16 protein-coding genes and 3 pseudogenes are annotated in these 18,773 nt (G+C 61.6%); 6 read left to right on the forward strand and 13 right to left on the reverse strand.

Annotated elements, in window-relative coordinates; genetic code table 11:
• Window positions 1–525: 525 nt before the first annotated feature.
• On the forward strand, window positions 526–1,008 hold the full coding sequence (locus ACETII_RS01445; RefSeq protein WP_472785455.1) for a hypothetical protein: 483 nt from the start codon (window positions 526–528) through the stop codon (window positions 1,006–1,008).
• Between the two features lie 84 nt (window positions 1,009–1,092).
• The gene (locus ACETII_RS01450; protein ID WP_472785456.1) at window positions 1,093–1,548 is read left to right on the forward strand and encodes a hypothetical protein; all 456 of its coding nucleotides are present in this window, start codon (window positions 1,093–1,095) and stop codon (window positions 1,546–1,548) included.
• Between the two features lie 133 nt (window positions 1,549–1,681).
• On the opposite strand, the gene ACETII_RS01455 is transcribed toward ACETII_RS01450, so the two are convergent.
• Window positions 1,682–2,047, reverse strand: a complete 366-nt coding sequence (locus tag ACETII_RS01455; protein ID WP_472785457.1) for a hypothetical protein — start codon at window positions 2,045–2,047, stop codon at window positions 1,682–1,684.
• A gap of 10 nt (window positions 2,048–2,057) precedes the next feature.
• Entirely contained in the window at window positions 2,058–2,669 is a 612-nt protein-coding gene (locus ACETII_RS01460) for a hypothetical protein (RefSeq protein WP_472785458.1), read from the reverse strand.
• A gap of 41 nt (window positions 2,670–2,710) precedes the next feature.
• On the opposite strand from ACETII_RS01460, the gene ACETII_RS01465 reads away from it, so the two are divergent.
• Entirely contained in the window at window positions 2,711–3,802 is a 1,092-nt protein-coding gene (locus tag ACETII_RS01465) for an acyltransferase family protein (protein ID WP_472785459.1), read from the forward strand.
• A gap of 267 nt (window positions 3,803–4,069) precedes the next feature.
• Here ACETII_RS01465 and ACETII_RS01470 read toward each other — a convergent pair whose 3' ends face one another.
• The 10 genes and pseudogenes from ACETII_RS01470 to ACETII_RS01515 all read right to left on the reverse strand — a co-directional run bounded on the left by ACETII_RS01470 (window position 4,070) and on the right by ACETII_RS01515 (window position 14,814).
• Window positions 4,070–4,270 (reverse strand): hypothetical protein, encoded by a 201-nt coding sequence (locus ACETII_RS01470; RefSeq protein ID WP_472785460.1) that lies wholly within the window; start codon window positions 4,268–4,270, stop codon window positions 4,070–4,072.
• Between the two features lie 472 nt (window positions 4,271–4,742).
• A complete protein-coding gene (locus ACETII_RS01475) occupies window positions 4,743–5,180 on the reverse strand; it encodes a thermonuclease family protein (protein ID WP_472785461.1) in 438 nt (145 codons plus the stop codon).
• A gap of 107 nt (window positions 5,181–5,287) precedes the next feature.
• A complete protein-coding gene (locus ACETII_RS01480) occupies window positions 5,288–5,644 on the reverse strand; it encodes a single-stranded DNA-binding protein (protein WP_472785462.1) in 357 nt (118 codons plus the stop codon).
• A gap of 182 nt (window positions 5,645–5,826) precedes the next feature.
• Window positions 5,827–6,765, reverse strand: coding sequence for a DUF2493 domain-containing protein (locus ACETII_RS01485; protein ID WP_472785463.1), 939 nt, complete (start codon window positions 6,763–6,765; stop codon window positions 5,827–5,829).
• 337 nt (window positions 6,766–7,102) lie between these two features.
• Window positions 7,103–8,146: a DUF7146 domain-containing protein gene (locus ACETII_RS01490; protein ID WP_472785464.1), complete on the reverse strand. Its 1,044-nt coding sequence runs from the start codon at window positions 8,144–8,146 to the stop codon at window positions 7,103–7,105.
• Window positions 8,147–8,216: 70 nt separating this feature from the next.
• The gene (locus tag ACETII_RS01495; protein WP_472785465.1) at window positions 8,217–10,355 is read right to left on the reverse strand and encodes a ParB/RepB/Spo0J family partition protein; all 2,139 of its coding nucleotides are present in this window, start codon (window positions 10,353–10,355) and stop codon (window positions 8,217–8,219) included.
• Window positions 10,356–10,525: 170 nt separating this feature from the next.
• Window positions 10,526–10,903: pseudogene (locus ACETII_RS01500) on the reverse strand (hypothetical protein); the annotation flags it as partial.
• Between the two features lie 84 nt (window positions 10,904–10,987).
• Window positions 10,988–12,835, reverse strand: coding sequence for a reverse transcriptase domain-containing protein (locus ACETII_RS01505; protein WP_472785466.1), 1,848 nt, complete (start codon window positions 12,833–12,835; stop codon window positions 10,988–10,990).
• A 614-nt stretch (window positions 12,836–13,449) separates the two neighbouring features.
• Window positions 13,450–14,268: pseudogene (locus ACETII_RS01510) on the reverse strand (DUF932 domain-containing protein); the annotation flags it as partial.
• Window positions 14,269–14,571: 303 nt separating this feature from the next.
• Entirely contained in the window at window positions 14,572–14,814 is a 243-nt protein-coding gene (locus tag ACETII_RS01515; protein ID WP_472785467.1) for a LysR substrate-binding domain-containing protein, read from the reverse strand.
• An 84-nt stretch (window positions 14,815–14,898) separates the two neighbouring features.
• Here ACETII_RS01515 and ACETII_RS01520 point away from each other — a divergent pair, with 84 nt between their 5' ends.
• The 3 genes and pseudogenes from ACETII_RS01520 (at window position 14,899) to ACETII_RS01530 (ending at window position 18,123) form a co-directional block, all read left to right on the forward strand.
• The gene (locus ACETII_RS01520) at window positions 14,899–16,518 is read left to right on the forward strand and encodes an ISL3 family transposase (RefSeq protein WP_472785468.1); all 1,620 of its coding nucleotides are present in this window, start codon (window positions 14,899–14,901) and stop codon (window positions 16,516–16,518) included.
• A gap of 163 nt (window positions 16,519–16,681) precedes the next feature.
• Window positions 16,682–16,976: pseudogene (locus ACETII_RS01525) on the forward strand (IS21 family transposase); the annotation flags it as partial.
• 892 nt (window positions 16,977–17,868) lie between these two features.
• Entirely contained in the window at window positions 17,869–18,123 is a 255-nt protein-coding gene (locus ACETII_RS01530) for a hypothetical protein (protein WP_472785469.1), read from the forward strand.
• A 110-nt stretch (window positions 18,124–18,233) separates the two neighbouring features.
• On the opposite strand, the gene ACETII_RS01535 is transcribed toward ACETII_RS01530, so the two are convergent.
• Window positions 18,234–18,755, reverse strand: coding sequence for a phasin family protein (locus ACETII_RS01535; RefSeq protein ID WP_472785470.1), 522 nt, complete (start codon window positions 18,753–18,755; stop codon window positions 18,234–18,236).
• Window positions 18,756–18,773: the final 18 nt, after the last annotated feature.

The following is an 18,773-nucleotide window of genomic DNA, read 5'->3' on the forward strand; positions in this document are numbered from 1 at the left end:
TGGGCGCTAACGCCCCCTCTCTCGAAAGAAAAGGTCGCGACATGATCGGCCTCCTGAAAATTTGCCCGCAAACGGCCTGGCTCGGAGCATAAGGCACCGAAGCTTCTTATACTATATTCTTTAGCAGAGAGATCGACAGCCGCTCAACCTGCTTGCGTAGGCAGTATCAGAAGCGCAGCGGTTCCAGGCCGCGGCCGAGCCTTCACAGCTTTTCGGCGCGTGAGCAAACTTTTCGATATCCGCAATCTTCAGGCTTATAATTCAGGGACTTACGGCCTTAGACGTGCGCCTTCGGTCGACCCCCACAACGCCCCGCGAGCTTGTGAGGCCTTAACCGGACAGGGCCGTGAGAAGACAAAGCGCCGTCTAGGCTTTGCCTTGGCGTAAAGGATAACTCAATGATCTTCTGCCAGGAAAGAATATGATATATTTTAGGCGAAAGCCTGACGGTAATGTGAGTCGCTCGTTTCGGGCTCGGCGCAAGGCGTCACGGTTCGTCATTCGGGGAGAGGAGATAAAACAGTTATGGCGATGCCAAAACAGCAAGAAGGCGAAGACAGGGATTCTGTCGCGACCGCCTTGTTCGCCATTATCTTACAGCGGAAAGCCAAGGAATATCCCAACCTCAAAACCTTCCTCGACAAGATCGGCATGTCGATGGCCGCCTACTACAATTTGGAAAAGGGCATCGGCAATCCGACGTTTTGGACGATCGAACGGACCGCCAAAGCGCTGGACCTCACGGTTTGGGACATGCTCGGCATTGACGAGAAGGTCATGCGCGCCTGGCTCGCCGGCCAGAACATCGATCTCGACCGGCTGACGCAAAGCGTCGAGGCGCGACGTCAGACGCGCTCAAAATTTGGCGCAGATCAATTCGCAATCACCCCGCCGGCCTCGAAACCCGTCGAACGACCCGCTGAGACGAAACCGTCCGCCGTCGACAAGCCCGCTTCGGCTTCAAAGGCAAAGGCGACACGAAAGACCAAGTCGCGCAAGAGAGCCTAACTTCCGACAAAGTGGCGCAGAAAATGGCCCCGGTCCCGCCAGCTACTTCAGCCAAGCGACTCTTGCTGAGTCTTCGTGGCACGAATGTTGGCGGCGCAAAGCTTTGTCGGCTGGAAGAGGCTGCGTCAAGTCGGCAAGAACAGAGGAGACCACAGCGGGGCGGCTTTCTGGATGCAGGAGTGCGGATTGCCCGCACAGGCGTTTCTCTCGACGCCTTGCGGTCGTCAATCGTTTAGAGCCGGTGTTGACGGCGAATGGAGGCCAAAAATGATTGCTTCTTCTCCCATGGAACAATGCGAAGAGAAGAGGCGATCCGCCGAAGAGACCGTCAGTTTTCTGAACGATCATTTCGGCCCAGACGAATGCGACCGATTGGCGCTGATCGCCATCCTGATCGGAAAAGCCGTTTACGAAAAGGAACCGGACGAAGCCCTGTTCTGGTGCTCCGTCTTCGCGCGACGCGAACGGAGTGCACTCAGCCAAGCGACGCGCCAAGAATTGCAAGCGTTGCTCGACGATTCCACACATTGGCCATTCTGAACTCTCCGAAAGCCTTCAAGGCGGCTGCGACGCCTCTCACCGGGCAGGGCGCTATGGCGCCGCGCCGTGAAGAGAGGCTGAATCGTCCCCTCGTATCCGCCTGGAAGAATCAGAGACAGTCGTCGACACGCGCTCAGCTCCGGCGGTTGTTTATCCACCACGTCTCGACGCTCTGTTGATGGCGGTCGGCCGCGAGCCGGCTTGCCTCTTGTGCGACATGCGCGAGGCGTCTGTTCTCTTCAAGAAACTCGATCCGTCGCGCCTCTTCCTGTGAAAATCCTCGCCTCTCGCGGCGCCGGCGCAACAGGGCTCGGCATAGCGCCTCCGACATGACTCCCGCGGCCAGGCTTGCAATCGCGACCGCGAGCGCGATGCACCAAGCCGCAAAACGCGCGTCCAGCGAGGTGAACGGAATGACGAACAAGCTGGCAAAAGCCAGAAGAAACAGCCACTCCGACCAGTAGTAGATTGCGTAGGAAACGGCGTAGATCCGATTCATCGTCGGGGCCTCATTTCGGATAGAGCGGCACGGTTTGCGAGCACTGCTCCACGACACGGCGCCCCAGGATGACGCCAAGCCTGAAGGATTTTGTGACGACATCATAAGATGCGTAAGAAGCGGCGTAAGGAGCGTTGGCCATGCTATTCCGCGTCCCAGCGCCGGGTTCGAGATAGCAGCCTTTGGCCTCTCTGAGCGTCGTCGAGGTCTCATTCCAAACAGTAAGCCGCATTGGGCACATCTTTACCGAAACGTCGCTGCTCGGATCTCTCGCCACGGCGACGCAATGGGTGGCCGTATCGAGAATGCTCAGGAGCGCGACCTTATCGCCGCCGCGCACGAGCGCATGCGCTTCGCGCACTGGCGCATTGCCGAGCAGAAAACGCCGATCTCCCGCCGCGAGATAGCGGCGGTTATTGCTCTGGATGATGTCGGCCCAAAGGTCGGCATAAATTCGATCTTGGGGCCCCGGAATTTGCAGGTCGCGGTAGACGATCGGCCGCCAATTTTCCGGATCTGGCGTGAGTTCCTGCGCTTGGGCAGTCGCCGCGATGAGACAAAGCGCCGCCGCTGGCAGGGAGCGCCGGCGTTTTGAGGCGGAACGATTTGTCGGCTGATCCACTACTCTATATTATATAGTGGAAGCACAAAGGCAAGGCGCTCATGGGGCCAGATTTCGATCACTCTCCGGCGCGGATCCGCGCCCTCGACGAACTGCGCGGCCTCGCGATCCTGGCGGTCGTCGCGTCCCACATTGGACTCGTTTTCGGGCCCGACCTGGCCGCAGCGCGCGCGTTGAGCGTTCCAAATCTTGGCGTAGGCGTCGATTTGTTTTTTGTCATTTCAGGATTTGCCGCCTCCGAAAGCGCGAGGCGATTAAGCTTGGAGGCAGATGGCGCCTTTTGGCGAGGCGCGCTTGCGTTCTGGAGCCGACGAATTCTCCGGATCGGTCTGCCGGCCTGGGCCGTGATCGTCCTGGTCGCACTCTCTCAGGCGCACGGAATTTCGTTCGGCGAGACTGCGGACGATTTGAAAGCGGCCGCGGGGTTTTACGCGAACTTCTATTGGGCCCCCTGCTTTGCTGGCGAGGCCGGCTGTGGCGCACCGACGGCCACCTCGCATTTCTGGTCGCTCGCGAGCGAAATGCATTTCTATTTGGCGGCGCCGTTTCTGATCGCGCTGAGCCCTAAGCTGATGGCCGTGGTCTGCATGACGACTCTCGCCGCCGGCGCCGTGAGCGAACGCCCCTGGGGCGCCTTCTGGTGGACGTTCCGCCTCGACGGCTTCGCTGTGGGCATCCTGCTGTCGCTCGGCCTGGCAAGGCAATGGCCCTTGCCGCGCTTTAGCAAGGCCATCGCGGCTTTTTGGCTCGTAGCCGCCTCAATTCTCGCGCGCGTCTTTGGGGCTTTGGCCTCAGGATCCGCGATCACCATAGTCGCGATCATATTTGGACTTGTCGTCGCCTCGGCCATCCAAGAAAGACCTGAGCCTCAGGAAGGAAGCGTGCTCCAAAGACTTGGCGAGCTATCTTTCTCGGTTTATCTCGTGCATCTCCCAATTATGTCCGGGGTCCATCAGGCGCTTGGCGACCTGGCGCCAGCGATCCTGGTTTTAAGCATTGCAGCAGGCTTAACCTTGGTTCTTGCTTTGCTGCTCGAAACTATCCTGACAAGGCCGGCGCAAATTCTGGGAAAGCGCTTCTCAGAATGGGTGTGCGGCCGAGCCGAACGGACGCTGACGCGCGTCGCACTGTGATGGCGCACAAGGAAACGGGCCCCAGCGTCGTCGCATTGCGCCTTCTGGGCCCCCCAGAAAAGCCCGGGTCCTGCGCACCCGTACTTGTCGATTTTCTGATCCACCAACGCCGGTCTCGAAAGATCAATATTGCGACCGCAAGCGCCAGATGCATCGCTCCCCTTCGGTCGATCGTCCCCCATCCGGGCTCCGGAAAACTTCTGCGCCCCTCCAGCGCCGAAGACGTCGATCGCGTCGCCGAGCCAGGAGGAATCGCCCTGAACCACGTCAGTAAGGCGTGGTGCGCCGTCCCCATGGCGACCATGAAAAATAATCCTTCGGAGAGGATTCCGGAGCAATCCACGGCGCCTGGGCTTGGGGCGGCGCCGTTTGCGCCATGCGCCATGCGCCGCGCTCATAGAGGAAGTTCACGGTTTCGCGGAACAATCGACGATCCTGCGCGTCGAGGAAATCTGTCGCGCAATGCACGACGCCTCCGCGAGCCGGTACAATGCGCCCCGTGATGTTGTCCAAGGCGCCGGAGCGACAGGCGAAGAGCCGGACGCGAACGGTCCCACGATCAGAGCCGTTGGGATCACTACCGATGAGGGCCAAGGGAGCACCGTCGGACGACTCGCTGGACCCCCGGGAGCGTTGCAAGGCGTAATTAGCCTGGGCCTGGGTGGGATAGGCGACACGGCTTGCCAGAACTGGCGCGAAAGCATCCGGCGCGTCGGCGTATGTGAGACGGCCGGGAACCACCTCCCGGGGCGTGAGAAGTCGGTCGCCCGCAGTCGCCTCGGCCATAGAAGCGTATTGAGCCCTTGGCGCCTCGCAGCCGGCGAGGCCGCCGAAGATCAATGGAGCAATAAGAAGGGCAGCGCGCGCGGGCATCTCTCTACCATATAGTATGATAGAAGACCTTAACCCGATTTAGAGCTCGAGGGCAAGCCGCGCTTGCTCAGCGGCTTGAGGCCGACCCTCCAGCCTGCTTCGCCCTCAAATCCCAGGGCATCATAAATTGGCTGGACCATAATCCCTTGTATTGTTTGCGAGCCTGATCCTGCAGCTGGCTGTAGGCGCGCACCTCCTGGCCCTCGGCAATCGGCAAGACAATCGCGAGGCCTTCTTTCAGCATATCGGCCGCGAGATCCGGATGCTCTGACGACGCGCATCGCGATAGCCGCTGGTCGGCCGTTTCCCGCAAAGCGTTGCAGGACACCCATTTGCCGAGGGTCGCGTTCGTGAGCCAGGCGATCGCGACGGCGCCGCAAGGCCAGGATTGACGATTCAAGTTCGCGGTCTGCGTCGGCAGGCAGGAGTCGACGCCATAAAGCCGGTACTTTGCACCGGTCTCTATGTCGCGAAAAGACGTCGCGTCGATCACTTCGACACGCATGGGCGTCGATTGCAGCGCACTCTGCGGCGTGTAGACGCCTGCTTCCTCAGCCCTAGCGACGCTCAGACTAAGGCCAACCGCAACCAAGGAAATCACCCTTCGACGGGTCATTCAGGGATGCCACCGCCGGCTTCTGCTCGCGGCGGGTGCGCATCGATGCGAATGATTTCGAGGTCGGTCGAATAGACCCGGTCGCCGCCCTTCTCGTAAGAGTTTGATCGGATGCGGCCGTCAATCGTGACCTGATATCCTGGCTTTACCTGCGCCAAGACAAAGTCGCCAATTTTCTTGTTGAACGTATAGGCGGTCAGGAAATCCGTTCGCTTCTTTCGTTCCCCAGTCTCGCGATCCGTCCAAATATCGTCGACTGCGACCGTGAGGACGGTCTTTGGGGCATTGTCGCCGAAACGACGGGGATTTTGCGAGACGTTTCCGGAAATGATGAAGAGATTTCGAGAGGTCATGGCGCTTGCGTCCGCTGCTGAATGCTATATCATATAGTTTAGCATAGCATCGCGACGTTCGGAAGGCGCTTTCAATACCCCTGGGCCATGGCCATGCTTGAATCCGTCAATGTCCAAGGCGCGATCGAGCGTCGCATGCCTCGAGCGAAATTTGCCGCCGGGTCGCAACGAGAAGACGGCGCTCATGCGCCGCCGTCCTCGAACTTCCACACCGGGATCCCGAGCTTGCGCGCCTTGTCGGCAAGATTGGCGGAAACGCCCGAGCCGGGAAAGACGATGACCCCGATGGGAAGCGTTTCCAAGATCTGATCGTTGCGTTTGAAGGGGGCCGCCTTGGCGTGGCGGGTCCAGTCTGGCTTGAACGCAATCTGCGTGACTTTGCGATTATTCGCCCAGCAGGACGCGATGAGTTCCGCTCCCTTGGGCGACCCGCCATGCAACAGCACCATATCGGGATGTTTGGCGAGAGCCTTGTCGAGGCGATCCCAGATCGCGCGATGGTCATTGAAGTCGAGCCCGCCGGTGAAGGCGATCCGCGGCCCGGCCGGAAGGAGTGGCTCGGAGTCGACGCGGCGCTTGGCGGCGAGAAAATCGCGGCTGTCGATCATGGCGGCCGTCAAGGAGCGATGGGTGACCTTCGAGCCGGTGCGGGGGCGCCAGGATGAGCCAGTGTGCAACTCGAAGGCGTCGGCGGCCTGGTCGCGGAAGAGCTCCAAACTGTCGCGGCGTTCGAGCAGCGTTTGCCCTTCGCAGATCAGGCGCTCCAGCTCCACCGAGCGGATTTCCGAGCCGTCCTGTTCCTTTTGGCTGCGCCGCTGCGCCTGCTCATTGTCGTCGAGGTCGCGCTCGACGCGAAGGACCGCCCGGTGGAAGAGGTTGACCGTCGACCAGAGCAGTTCCTCGAGATCGGGCTCGAGGCGCGTGTCAGTCAACGTCGCGAGGAGGGCGTCGAAGATGTCGGCGACGGCGCCGGTGATCGCTTGGGCGCCGGGCAGCGGCCGGGGGTCGGGCTCGTCGTGGAAGGGGCGATAGCCATAGAGTTGAAGTTCGGCGAGAACGCGCTCGGTCGAGGAAGCGGCAGGAATTGTCCTGATGTCTTGATCGTCGTGATTGGTCGTCATTGGCGCTCTCCTTCGTCGGATCGGCCGCGACCCTCGCGGCCTTCGTGGCGACAAAAGGCGGCGGGGCGGGACCGGCTGGCACCGGGGCGCGCAGCGACCGGCCGCAGCGTAGCGAAGGATGGCGAAGCGCCGGCTATTTTGCCTCGCGATGTAAAGCGCCCGCAGGGCGCGACGGAAAATAGCCGGCTGCAGCCATTGTCCATGCCGGCGCGTCCGACGCAAGGGTCGCCCTCTCAGAAGGCCGGGACGCGGCAGGCTCCGAGAAATTGGGAAGAAGGCGATTGACGCAATCGCGTGAAGGCAGGGGATCGGGCGCTCGTTGCGTCACAAGGCGACGTCACCGCGCAGGCCTCATGAACCGGCTGATGTCCTGAGGGGCGAGTTGGTCTCTGATCGCCGCTTGCACCCGGGCCTTGCAAAGGCGCCGGAGATCATCGTTGAAGTCGCCAAATTCGGAGGTGAGAACGACGGCCTCGATCCCCTCGGCGGTCGCGCGGTCGATAAGGCTCGCCGAAGCCCTTTCGCCGGCGGAGTCGTTGTCGCGCAGGACATAGAGGCGGCGCAGTCCCCTGGGGAACAGGATCGCCGCGAGATGCGCGGAAGAAAGCGCCGCGATCATCGGCATGCCGGGCAGAAGACATCGAACCGAGAGCACGGTTTCGATCCCTTCGCCAGACGCCATCACATCGAGCGGCGCGCCGAAACGGACGCCATTGCCGAGAAGCTCGCCCATGGCGCGTCGTGGGGAGCCGACCGGCGCCTTGCCGCGCCCCGACCTGTCGAGCCATGTGCGATGCACGCCGGTGATCTTGCCCTCGAGGTCGGTGACCGCCGCAATCATCGCGGGCCAGGTTTCAGGGGCCGACCCGTCCCCGGATCGGTAGTAGCAGCGTGGATGAAAACGGAGGCTTTCGAGATTCCATGGCGTTGCGATCCCCCGATGATGCAAATAGCGCTCCGCCAATGTGCCTCCGATCGGCCGTGACATGGCAAACAGGCGGCGCGCCGAATCCGGAGAGCCTGTCGGCCGCTCTCTGCGATCGAGCCTCTGCTTCGGCCGTGGATCAGCGCGTGGCAGGCTGAGGAATCGCCGCGCTTCGTCGAGAACGTCGGAGAAATCAGTCAACCCGACGCTTTCGCGGATGACGTCAAGGAGGTCGCCATATTCGCCCGAGGCCGCATCGGTCCAATGCCCGGCGGCGCCCTTGCCGCTCTCCGGACCCATCAACCGGACGAACAGGCTGCGGCCCGGCGTATTGCGGGCGTCGCCAACAATCCAATAACGGCCATGGCGGCGGCCGTTCGACAAATAGTATCGGCAGACCGCCTCGGCATCCTGCGCAAGGCGTCGCGATAAATCCGACGCAACTGAACCCGACATGGAATCGCCTCCAACAAAAAAAGGGCCCGCCATTTCTGGCGAGCCCATGCGCAGTTGACCTTTTGGAGGTCTACTCGGCGGCGATGCTTTGAGCGTCGTCGACCGGCGCCGGCTCGGCATCCTCATCAGACGAGACAATTTCGTCGAAGGCGGGGTCACCTTCCGCCGCCGCGCCTTCTTCGACTGCGGCCGCTTCCTCCGGCGCCGAAAGAGAACTCCCTTCCAATGCGGCCTGCGACCCATGGCCCGGGGTCCGCAGCGGCTCGGGCAGCCAGCCAGCGCCAGTCAGAAGCGTTTCCGCCTCGCGCGCCATTTCGCCCTTCTTGAGCGTCTCGATCCGTCGGGCGACATCGGCGCCTTTCGCCTCGCGCACTGCCTGAATGATGCGCGCCCTGGTGACGCGGCCGAGGAAATTGTCGACCGTGGGCGTCCAGCCCCTCGCTACGACGTCGAGAGAGAGCGTCGAGGCGAGACGGTCGGCATGAGCGATCGCCCGCGGCCGGCGGCTCCAGGGCTCGTGCACGGCGTTCAGGGTCAACGAGACGCAATGCGCGAACAGACGCTGGCGCGTATCAACGTCGAAGGTCGTCAAGACGTCCCACAGGTCCTGCGGCTCCGCCGGCAACTGCCGGGACCAGTCGAGATGGCGGGCGTCCACTTTGGCGGCGAGCGGTGTGTCGGAGAGCCCCGGCGCCTGGGCGCCGAAGGAGACGTTCTTGGCGTCAATCTCGAGGCAGGTGTCCACGGCATAGCGATAGAACAGCCGCAGGCACATGGCGTGGAGGGCCGAGAGGTATGCGATTGCCGGATCATTGCCGACCGCCTCGCGCAGGGCCAGGGTGCGATAGGCGGTCAATTCGGTGAGCAATTTGTCGGGCAGGGGCCTCATCCCCTCATCCTCCTCGTCCACCGCGGATCGCCCGTTTGCGCTGTCATCGGGTTCGCAAGAAGACGAGACCGAGGGCTCCGCACACGCGGCGTAGGTCGCTGTGGTCCCCGCTTCGCCCTCGGGCGTCTCGAATTCTTCGATTGGCGCTTCGTCCTCCGGCCGCACATAGCCGCGCTCGACCCGTAGACGTCCGCTCCCATCGATGCTGACAAAGACGCCGGCGCGGGCGATCTCCTCTGGGGCATAGAGAACCAGGCGATCCTCGAAAGCTTCGAGCGCCGCCTCAATCTCGGCGAGACGCGCGTCGACCTCCTCCGGGATTTCCTCCGCCTCCGAATAGGCCGCCTCCAAGTGTTCGGCTTCGCTCCGAAGCGCCTCGCGGGCCGCCGCGTCTTCCTCGGTCAAAGGCTGGCGCTCGCCCTGAAGATGGCGAAGTCCATAGGTGTGGCCGTAAGGGAAGTCGATCGCCGTCTCGACCCATTTCCAGCCCTCCCCCCGAATGGGCTCGGCATCGCGCGCCAGCTTCTCGGCGACAAGCCGTTCGAGCAGGGGAACGTCCTGCAGCCAGCCGCCGTCGTCGCTCTGGAAGAGGTCGCGCATGACAGGACCGCCGACGGCCTTGTATTCTTCGGCCGCATAGAGCGCCCGCTTGTCTGAGGCGCGCACAGTGTCCTCGGTGAGAAGCCGGCGGATCTGATAGGCTTCCTTGTTGTAGGAACGCTGGATCGCCTCCCAGACCCGCTCCTGGCGCTCATGGTCGGGATTGACCGTGAAGGCCATCAGCTGGTCGAGGGTCATGCCGTCCTCGGCATAGACGTCGAGAAGCTGAGGCGACACCGACGCAAGCCTCAGGCGCTGCTTGACGACGGCGACGCTGACGAAGAAGGCGGCGGCGATCTCCTCCTCGCTATTTCCTTTCTCGCGCAAGGTCAGGAAGGCGCGGAACTGATCGAGCGGATGCAGCGGCGCCCGCTGGACGTTCTCGGCAAGGCTGTCTTCCTCGGCGATTCCGTCCATCCGCACGACGCAAGGGATCAGGGCGTTGCGGGCGAGACGCTTCTGCTTCACCAGAAGCTCAAGCGCGCGGTAGCGGCGCCCGCCCGCGGGGATTTCGAACATGCCGGTCTCGGCGCCGTGATCATCGACGACCGGCCGCACGGTGATGCTCTGCAAGAGGGTGCGGCGAGCGATGTCTTCCGCCAGCTCTTCGATCGAGACACCGGCCTTGATCCGCCGCACATTGGACTGGGACAGCACCAGCTTGTTGAAGGGAATATCGCGCGACGCGCTCAACTGGATCTTCTGCACCGATTTGGTCATGGTCTTCGACTCCGCGACGGGCGACCGAGAACCTCTTTCTCGACCTCCACACCGTCACGAAGCGCAGCGCCGCCCTCTAACTCTGAGAGCGACGCCGCAAACACTTAGTTGGGGAGGGAGCCGCCGCGACAGCTGCAGGCTGCGCGTCAAGCCCTGCAAGACTTAGATCGTCAGTCGACGCGCTCGAAGAGCTTCTTGGCGCGCGCCTCGAAATCAAGGCGCGCGTCCTGGTGGGCCTTTCCCCGCGCGACAGCCGTAATGCCCTGCACGAAATCGAAGACGCTCTCGGGCTTGCGGCCTTCCTCGGCGAGGACTGTGCCGATGATTTTCGCCGTCTCGGCTTTCGAGAAACCCCGCTTGCGTAAGAATTCCGTGCGATCATCGTCGTTGCGGGCCACGATTCGTTGCCGCGCCGCCTTGACGCCGTTGATGAACGGCAGAGGCGATGAATCGGCGAAGCGCGCCAAGGCTGGCGCAGCCTCATGCGCGAAGCGTGCGGCCGCGTATTTGGAGTGGCGAATGGTGATCTCCTCGAAATCTTCCACGCCGTCGGGTAGGGGCGAAGCGTCCCAGTGGGATCACCTCTACCCCTCCCACGGAACCGGACGTGATAGTTTCCCATCATCCGGCTCCTACGCTTGCACCATGCGATCCAGTCTTTCCTGTAATCTTCCAGCGTGGTGAGCGACGTGGCAATCATGGCAGAGCACGACGCGCTTGCGTGTGCGAGCCGCCTTGACCCGAGTCCACAGAGTGGTCCCTTCCATATCGCTCATCTTTCTGGCGTGATGTACTTCCAGCTGCACATTCTTCGCAGCGCAGGCTTGGCATGCACGGGCGCGCAGTTGATCGACGATGTCGTTTCGACCGGCGAAGTGCATGACCGCCAACGGCTGACGGTCGACATGTCCCGACATCAGCGCAGGGCTGACATCTGCTAGACGGAACATCGGCATGAAACGCCGCTCACGGCGACCCTCATACCACAGGCCGAGGCAATCTCCGTTCCGGAGCCTCTCCGCCGTCGCTTTGACCGAGCACTTATGCTTCCGAGAAAGCGTCTTCATGAAGCTCCACCACCAAAGATGATGAAGTCTGGAGACTTCCCGTTTCCACAGCGTGCCGAGCTTGTAATACTCGGCAAGGCCGCGCATCAGTGCATTGTATCCGGTCAGGATTGCGATGTCGGAGTTGTTGATCAATTCGCACCGCGCCTCTCCTCGGTTCGTATGCAGATTACCGAGGCGCTGACGCTTGGCGAAGCGCGCGAGACGATCGACGGATACGTGAAGCTGCATGCGGTCGTCGGGCGCGCGCTTGGTGACGGCGCGACCGCCGCTCACCATCCGCTTCGTCCGGCCATCGCCGTAGGTCTTCAGATCGTAACCGAGGAACGTGGCTCCTTCGCTCGCCTTTCTGATCCTGCTCTTCTCCTCGGAGACCGTGAGCTTCAGGCGATTGGCCAGAAACTGGCTGACCCTCGCCATCATGCTGCGGGTCTCGTCCTTGTCGCCGATTATGCCGATGACGAAGTCGTCGGCATAGCGACAATAGCGGAGACGCCGGTATTCAGGGTCGAACGGATCAACAGACGGCGCTTCGCGCCGCCGGCGCTCCCATTCCCTGATCTCGTCGACAAGCGCGGGGATTTCGCCCTCGTTGTTGTTCGCTCGTCGCCTTTCGATCATTCTGCGCCTGATCTGGATTTGCTTGGAGCATTCCAGATAGTGGGCGCTGCGCCGACGCGTCTGACCTCGCTCGAACCCAGCCTTCACTTCCTCCATGAACTTGTCGAGTTCGTGGAGGTAGACATTGGCCAAGATCGGCGAGATCACACCGCCCTGCGGGGTTCCGCTGAAGGTCTTGTGGAACCTCCAGTCTTCTAGGTAGCCGGCCTTCAACATTCGCTCGATCAGCTTGATCAGGCGCTCATCGTCGATGCGCCTGCGCAACAGTTCGAGCAAAATGTCGTGGTCGATATTGTCGTAGTATCCGACGATATCGACCTCGATCAGCCACTTCACGCCATGCCACGTCCTCCTGATTTCGGTCAGTGCGGTGTGGCACGAGCGTCCCCGGCGAAAGCCATGCGATTGATCGGAGAAGATCGGCTCGTAAACATGTTCGAGCAGAATCTTCACCGCCGCCTGCACCAGCTTGTCGTCGGCAGTGGGAATGCCCAACGGGCGTTTCTTCCCGTTGGCCTTGGGGATGTATTGCCTGCGCGCCGGGGAGAAGCGGTATGACCCGTCCATCACGCGAGTGATGATGCCTTTCATCCTCTCGAGAGAAAACCCGTCGAGAGTATTGCCGACATCGACACCCGGCGTGAGCGCTCCTTTGTTAGGAGCGATCTGCTCATAGGCCATTTCCCACAAGAGCTGGCTGGAGAGCAGACGGTGCAAGCCGTTTATTCGCTTTCCCTGGCGAGACAGTTCGATGATCGAGCCAAGTCTCTTCTCTACGGTATTCGGTTGCATCAGCAAACCTCCGTTATGAAGTGGATAAGACTCAGCAAGCGCGCCGCCCTTCACCCGCGCAGCAAAGATTCCCCGCCGGTTGCCCGGCCGATTTCACTCCTGCGCGTCCATTCGAGAATGGCTGTCTCGGGCATTGCCCCGAGCGTTCGGCTACTATGGCGGCTCCGTCGCCTTACGGGTCGCCGGAGTGGCGCCCGCTTAGGCGATCCCGTGTTTACGCGATCAGTGAGATGCGACGTGGTTAGGTGGCCCGTTCGATCGTTATTCCCTCGACGAGGGGTGGGTCGCGCGACCAAGCTTAGACGGATCTCATGGGGTATTCCGTCCTTCGCACGACATGACGCGTCAACCACTGCTGCGTCACAACCCGGCATAAAGTCCCGCGATCTGAGCTTCACGCAATTCAGCATTCACCATACACGTCTTGCCCTGACGTCCCGATAGCCCACAGTGGTTTCGGCCCGGATGACGCCTTTTCCCGACATGCTATTGTCCCCCGCGCGGTTTCCCGGTTGCAGCCATTTCTGGCCGAGGTAAGTCGGGTGAGCATCAGGCTGTTCTTGGTTTCCTGAGAAGGCATCCTTCACTCAATTGATCGCGCCGCCACGGCGCACCCAGAGATTGCGGTTCTGACACACGGCGCGCAGATAAAAGCTGGCGATGCCAAGCGTCTTCGCCCCCACCTCTGAATTCCAGCAATAGAAGCCGCGAAAGAAGAGATCGGGCGAGCCGTCGGGAAGGCGGCCAGCTTCAATCGGGTTCAAGTCGTCGACGAGAAACAGGAAGACATCCCGGTCCGAGGCGTAAAGCGTCGTCGTCTCCTCCGTGACGTCGACATGGGGATTGTAGATCCCGGTCGACCAGTCGAGAACGCCAGGCACTTTCCAGCGGGTGTCGCCCAAGCCATCGCCAGCGATGCGCTGGACGGCGGAGACGAGTTCATGGTCGTAGATCCGGCCATAGTCGGGGCCGGTCACGGCGCGCAGTTCGTCCCTACCATTTTCGATTTCGAGCGTCTTGATTTGCTCGGCGCGGTGCGAAGTTAGGCCATATTGCAGATTAATCCCGGCAAGCGGGGCTGGGAGTTGGCGCAGGTACGCCGCGGGCGCCCCGACTAGGCTTGCGAGCTGACCAAAGCTCCAATGGGTCATGGCGACCGGACTGTCGGAACCCGGCACTGCAAGCAAAAGCCGTTCGGCGTCGTCGCGGCTGGCTTCCACTCGGATTGCGGCGCTCTCGATTGTCCTCGTGCGGCTGCCTTCGGTCCGGCCACGCACGGCGGCGAACAGATCCGACAGGGACAGATAACGCTCGTCCGAAGGCCTGGAAAACCACTCCGACGACACACGGCCAATGCGCTCGCCGCGGCTTGTGTCCACCTTGTAGCCGACATCACGCCCGCGACCTGCGTCTAAAATCTCCACCTGAGTCATTGAACGTCTCCGCGACGGCCCCGAGAGCCTCTCTCTCGGTCCTCAACCCGTCGCGGCGAAGCCCATCCGCACTCTCACTTTTATAGGCTACACAGTGAATAGGAACCACACGGCCGACAGAAGCAGGGGGTGTACCTCCGGCTACCTGCAAGCTGGCGATAATTCCTACGGCGCCCCGCCCAGGTCGCTGAAACCGTCGCCGACAACCCGACAGAAAAGTTTCTGTTGATCCGATCGGCCGTATCTCATCAGCGTCTATGACGCTCTGCGCATGCCCTATCGAAGCCCAGACCCTACAGCCCATCAACTTGGCGGCTTTTTGGCATTCGCCCCGGGAAGAGTGAGGCTGTGGAGCGTGGCCCGCAGGCGCGGGGCGGCGAAGTCGACGAATGCTCTCAGCTTGGGGGAGACCAGGCGACTCTGAGGGTAAACAATATTCACAGGCGCTGGCGACGGCGAGAACTCCTCCAGAACCGGCGCTAGCTGACCGTCGCGAATCTTGTCGGCGACCATGTAGGACAGGGCGACGGTGATTCCCTCTCCCATTGTCAGGAGCCATTTTGGCGGGGTCTTCGTCACTTTCCGGGGAGCTGATTGTCAAGGTTGCGCCTTCCGTGCAGAGGAAGGGGCATGCGAAAGAAAATCAAACTGTCTGTTGGTCCCGGAATTGAAGTCGAAGAGATTGAATTGCGGGACGGCCGCTGGGTCCTTTCGGCGCGTGCTGCCGGCGAACGATCCTGCCCGGTCTGTAGCACGCCTTCGACGTCTCGGCATGACTGGCATCATCGGCGCCTGCAGGACCTTCCTGTTCAGGGAACGCCGCTCGTGCTCGACCTGCGTCTGGGACGCTGGCGGTGCCTCAACGAACGGTGTAGCCGCAAGACCTTCGTGGAACGCCTGCCTTCGCTCGCGGCTCCCATGGCGCGCCGCACCGTCCGGGTCGCAGAGATCGTTCGGCTGTTCGGATACGCAGCAGGGGGCCTGCCGAGCGAAAGGTTACTGGCTCGGCTCGCCATGCCGGTCAGCGACAACGCCATCCTGCGCCAGCTGAAACGCCATGTTCGTGAGCGCGCCGACACGGCTCCTCTGCGGGCCATCGCCATCGACGACTGGAGCTGGCGCAAGGGCTTCACCTATGGGACGATCATCGTCGATCTGGAGCGCCGAACCGTCGCCGATGTCATGGAGACCCGCTCGGCCAAGGAGACCGCGGATTGGCTCGCGCGACGGCCAGAGATCGAGATCGTGAGCCGCGACCGCTGCGGACTTTACGCCCAAGGCATCCGGCAGGGCGCTCCGCAGGCCCGCCAGGTCGCCGACCGGTTTCATCTGCTGCAGAACCTGCGCGAGGCCATCGAGCGACAGATGACGGCGGTCAGTTGCTTCGGCGGTCGCTCCCGACTTCCGCCTGCCCCGGGCGACCGTCAATTGGTGCTGCGCGGCAGAAATCGTGACGTGAGGGAGCAGATGTTCGCGCAGGCCAAGGCCCTCCACGCCTCGGGCAAGAGCTTTGTCGCCATCGCCGCCGAGATCGGGATCGGTCGCGCTACGATCGCCAAGTGGATCGAGGCGGATGCTTTGCCGGATCGTCGCCGAGTGACGCTGAAGCCGAGTTCGCCACTATATTTCCAGGAGTTTCTTGCCCGCCGATGGGCGGAGGGCGATAAGATTGGTCGTCGATTATTTTACGATGTACGAAATCGCGGCTACACAGGCAGCCGCTCCCATTTGGAGCGCTTTCTTTCTGAATGGCGGCGCGTGGAGCGTCCCGAGACAAGCCGGCGGAGAGAGCCGGCAATAGAGGAGCGCGCTATCGATCCCGCGACGGGCTGGCAAATCTCTCCTCTCGTCGCGGCCGCTCTTTGTATGAAGCCGACGCGCATGCTCACCCATCCTCAGGCCGCCAAGGTCACTGTTTTGAAAGAAGCCTCTCCCAGCTTTGTCGTCATGCGCGGACTGGCGATGCGATTTCGTGGCCTTTTGCGGGGTTCCGACCCCGACAAGCTCGGCTCTTGGCTCGATGACGCGCGCCATTCGGGCATTCATGCCCTACAGCAGTTCGCTCGGACACTGGCCCGCGACATCGACGCCGTCAGGAACGCTATCGCCGAACCCTGGAGCAGTGGCCAGGCCGAGGGCCAAATCAACAGATTGAAAACCCTCAAGCGGGCCATGTTCGGCCGCGCGGGCATCGAACTGTTGCGGGCACGAATCCTGCCGCTCCAACAAGTCGATCTCCCCGGAAAGTGACGAAGACCCACAGAAAGTGAGGAAGACCCATGAAACGTGAGAATATCGACGGTCCTTATTCTCACGTATCATGGCTTTTTTGATTTGAAATCGGAAATTCTCAAGCCAAGATGGCTCCCGACAAAGGGTCTCGGTAGCGGTAACAGATTGCCTGAGCTCGGCATTCTGGGCAAGACCGTGCAAACGCTACCGCGTCAAAACGAAGGGCAAGGTGGAACGGCCCTTTCGTTACATCCGCCAAGATTTTTCCTCGGAGGCGCCTTCCGCGATCTCGACGATCTGAACGTCCAGCTCCGGACCTGGCTCGACACCGTCGCCAATCCGCGGGTCCACGCCACAACCAGGCGCGTCGTCAATGAGGCCTCCGCGAGGAGGCGTCGCTCAAGCCATTGCCATCCACGCCTGATCAGGCGGTGCTGCGGCTCGAGCGACGTGCCTCCCACGAAGGCATGGTCAGTGGCGTCAGTCTGGCGCTTATCCCCCAGCAGTTCGAGGATCAGCACCCCCGGCAGGCGGTCAAACCAGCGGCATGACCTCTGCCCGGCCTCAGGGGCCCCACTCCAACATTTGGGGAGTTTACGTCCGACACTCGCACCCGGACGCGATTAAGGCGCTGGGCGCCCGGAAGGAAACGGCGGGGATCATGGACAAAGAGCGCCTCGCGCGGCCGCGAATCTTCAGAGGCGGGCGCGCGCAAATCTCCGAGCCTCGCGCAGAGGCGGGGCCGAAGGCGCCTTCTCAGTTTTGGCGAGGGTGAGGGTAGCGACGCCGAGACGACGGCGCTCCGCGAGATCTCACAACTACTCGGCTTGTGCGCTTCGCGAACGAAGCTGGCGGCTTTCAGGGCTTATTAGTTGCATCTCAGCAAGCCTGGGATGCAACCATACTAGAGATCTCGCGACCGATACTTCCAACGAGCATCGATCGGGCCGATCGCGGATTCGGTCGATCAGTCAACCAGAACCCAGCGCGCTGCGAAATAGGCAGCGGCGCCAATCGCGACGATCGCCACCATTCCGACCGGCGTAGCCGCGTAGGTCGTCAGCTCAAGAATAGCTCCCATAGTTTTTCCTTTTCACATGTTGGGGGTTGAAAGCAAGCGGCAGTCACGCTGACCAGCTTCCCGGATCGAGATTGGGGTCGTGTGGCCGACACTCGATGTGAGGAATGCTAATTACTTTTCACATGGGAATACAAGCGTTGCTTGTTCGCACTGGAGGAGCGGCGACAACACGCCGCAGTCTCAAACGCGAACACGCCGGCGAAAGATGATTTTCGCTGCAAGGATAACGAAACCAAAGCTCGACGCCCGCTCAGGAACAATTTTCTCGGTCGAAAGCTTAGAGTCGCATGGACGGCGGGCCTCGCTCGATGCGGCGGCTGCCCGCGATCTCCAACCTCCTCAAAAGAAAAAAAGGAACCGCTATGAGACGCGTTATCCGCGCCTTCCAGGTCGAATACAAGAATTCCCGCAAGCGCAACAGCCGGCTGGTCGACGATCCGTTGCGCCTGGAAACCGTCGCGTCGGTGTTTGGCGATAGCGGACGGACCGGCGTCGCCAAAGCACAGCCTTCGGAACAGGCAGCCAAAAACGTGCGTCAGTGAAGCAAGCGCCCGTTGATTGAGCGGAATCGCCTCTGCGACCTCGACACGCAACGGCGGCGCGCTCGCTTGAAACTTACAAGGCCAGGCGCGCGCGCGAATGGTTCACGACGTCAGTCGTCTTTTTCGTTATGTGTGGCGATGCTGGTCTTTGCCTCGTTCACGTTGAGGTAAGAGGCGAAGGCTTCCCTCGTGATGTTCGAGCAGAGCTCGACGACCTTGGAGGGTCGCGTGATGAAATCGCTATAGGCCCTTCTCGCGAACTCCGACTGTATCTCGATCACGTCGTCGAGCTCTTGTGCGCGCGTCAGCCTTTGTAGAAATGCGTAGCTATCGTCGACTGACCGCCGCCAGTATTCAATCGCTTCCGCGGCGATCGCGAAGGGCCATGTCGCGTTGGCGTCGGTCGCGGAGACCGCGGTTTCGGTCTCATGACCGATGGGACCGCTCACATTGTCGACGGTCAACCGGCCAACCGGAGGAAACGCCCTTTCTTGGTGGCGAATCTTGCGGAAGATGTAATAAGCCAGCGCCCCCATCGCGACCGTAGCGCCGAGCATTGCCGAACCGACGACAGCCGAGCGAGCTCCAAGAGCGGAGTCGACTGGATCGGTTCCAGAGATAGATTTGATCATGAGGTTCTCCCGCGTCCG

The organism is Methylocystis sp. NC52PC, assembly GCF_055698645.1.

What these genes read in the sequence shown, in the direction of transcription:
- ACETII_RS01530 (WP_472785469.1), top strand. Translation starts at nt 17,869, where the DNA reads ATGGACGGCGGGCCTCGCTCGATGCGGCGGCTGCCCGCGATCTCCAAC.
- ACETII_RS01535 (WP_472785470.1), bottom strand. Translation starts at nt 18,755, where the DNA reads ATGATCAAATCTATCTCTGGAACCGATCCAGTCGACTCCGCTCTTGGA.
- ACETII_RS01485 (WP_472785463.1), bottom strand. Translation starts at nt 6,765, where the DNA reads ATGACGACCAATCACGACGATCAAGACATCAGGACAATTCCTGCCGCT.
- ACETII_RS01480 (WP_472785462.1), bottom strand. Translation starts at nt 5,644, where the DNA reads ATGACCTCTCGAAATCTCTTCATCATTTCCGGAAACGTCTCGCAAAAT.
- ACETII_RS01455 (WP_472785457.1), bottom strand. Translation starts at nt 2,047, where the DNA reads ATGAATCGGATCTACGCCGTTTCCTACGCAATCTACTACTGGTCGGAG.
- ACETII_RS01450 (WP_472785456.1), top strand. Translation starts at nt 1,093, where the DNA reads ATGTTGGCGGCGCAAAGCTTTGTCGGCTGGAAGAGGCTGCGTCAAGTC.
- ACETII_RS01495 (WP_472785465.1), bottom strand. Translation starts at nt 10,355, where the DNA reads ATGACCAAATCGGTGCAGAAGATCCAGTTGAGCGCGTCGCGCGATATT.
- ACETII_RS01465 (WP_472785459.1), top strand. Translation starts at nt 2,711, where the DNA reads ATGGGGCCAGATTTCGATCACTCTCCGGCGCGGATCCGCGCCCTCGAC.
- ACETII_RS01445 (WP_472785455.1), top strand. Translation starts at nt 526, where the DNA reads ATGGCGATGCCAAAACAGCAAGAAGGCGAAGACAGGGATTCTGTCGCG.
- ACETII_RS01505 (WP_472785466.1), bottom strand. Translation starts at nt 12,835, where the DNA reads ATGCAACCGAATACCGTAGAGAAGAGACTTGGCTCGATCATCGAACTG.
- ACETII_RS01475 (WP_472785461.1), bottom strand. Translation starts at nt 5,180, where the DNA reads ATGCGTGTCGAAGTGATCGACGCGACGTCTTTTCGCGACATAGAGACC.
- ACETII_RS01520 (WP_472785468.1), top strand. Translation starts at nt 14,899, where the DNA reads ATGCGAAAGAAAATCAAACTGTCTGTTGGTCCCGGAATTGAAGTCGAA.
- ACETII_RS01490 (WP_472785464.1), bottom strand. Translation starts at nt 8,146, where the DNA reads ATGTCGGGTTCAGTTGCGTCGGATTTATCGCGACGCCTTGCGCAGGAT.
- ACETII_RS01515 (WP_472785467.1), bottom strand. Translation starts at nt 14,814, where the DNA reads ATGGGAGAGGGAATCACCGTCGCCCTGTCCTACATGGTCGCCGACAAG.